The organism is Bowmanella denitrificans (genome assembly GCF_039522935.1).
Taxonomy (GTDB): domain Bacteria; phylum Pseudomonadota; class Gammaproteobacteria; order Enterobacterales; family Alteromonadaceae; genus Bowmanella; species Bowmanella denitrificans.
This window is the reverse complement of sequence record NZ_BAAAEI010000035.1, coordinates 1-1093: the sequence shown is the minus strand read 5'-3', so window position 1 is coordinate 1093 and position 1093 is coordinate 1. Positions and strand designations below refer to the sequence as shown.

1 protein-coding gene is annotated in these 1093 nt (G+C 54.2%); it reads right to left on the bottom strand.

Features of this window, described 5'->3' with window-relative positions; all coding sequences use genetic code 11:
* Nucleotides 1-1092, bottom strand: a protein-coding gene (locus ABD028_RS23170; protein WP_343847694.1) for an IS3 family transposase whose coding sequence is annotated in 2 segments (ribosomal slippage) — nt 1-840 and nt 840-1092 — 1093 coding nt annotated over the 2 segments. Because the reading frame shifts where the segments join, the coding sequence is not laid out codon by codon here. This gene is flagged as partial in the annotation.
* Nucleotide 1093: the final 1 nt, after the last annotated feature.

Here is a 1093-nt window from a genome sequence, read left to right as displayed (position 1 = left end):
TAAAACTGTGTGGCCGCCGTTGATTGTAATATCCCAATAAATACCGACTGATGTGTGATGCCGCCTCACGATAATCCTGATACCCCATGGGCGGCACCCATTCGGTCTTCAGGCTGCGGAACAATCGTTCTGTCGGGGCATTGTCCCAACAGTTGCCACGTCGACTCATGCTTTGTTTTATCTGATAACGCCACAGCCGTTGCCTGAACGCCAGCGCGGTATACTGACAGCCTTGGTCAGAATGAAACAGGACGCCCTTGGGTTTACCCCGTTGCTGCCAGGCCATGTCCAAGGCTTCCAGGGTTAAGCGGGTATCCGCCTTATCTGACAAGGCATAGCCCACCACTCGCCGCGCATACAAGTCCAGAACCACGGCCAGGTAAAGCCAACGGCCCGCCCAGATATAGGTGATATCCCCTGTCCAGACCTGATTGGGGTGCATTGGCGTAAAATCCCGCGCCAGTGTATTTGGTATGTCCAGCCGCTCAGCCGTAGCCACTTTGTAGCGGTGTGGGCCCGGTTGCTTGCTGTGCAATTGGGCCTCTTTCATCAGTTGCATCACTTTATAGCGGCCGATACACACGCGCTCCTGGCGTAACATTGCAACAAGGGTCCGACTGCCCGCTGCGCCCTCGCTTTCCTTGAACAGGGCTACCACCTTCTGACGCAGTGCCTGGCGCTCTGCATCTACGGGCTTACTGAGCCGTGCGTAAAACGTCGACCTGGGCAGGTCAAACAACTGACAGACCAATGCGGTTGGATACTGCTCACTCAACTGGTCTGTCAGCGCATGCTTTTGAAGTCGTCCGACATTAAGAGAGCTGTAGCCTTTTTTAAGATATCTTTCTCCAGCTCCAGGCGTTTAATGCGCTTCTCGAGCTCTTGGATACGCTGTTGTTCTGGTGTCATGGCTTTGGCATCAGGTGTTATTCCCTGACGCTCTGCTTGTAGCTGTGCTACCCAGCGGCGCATTGCCGTCTCACCCACGCTCATCGCTGAACAGGCTTCCATTATCGAATAGCCCTGTTCTACCACTAATGCCGCTGCATCTCGTTTAAATTCCGGAGTGAAACTCCGACGTCCCATTGCCATT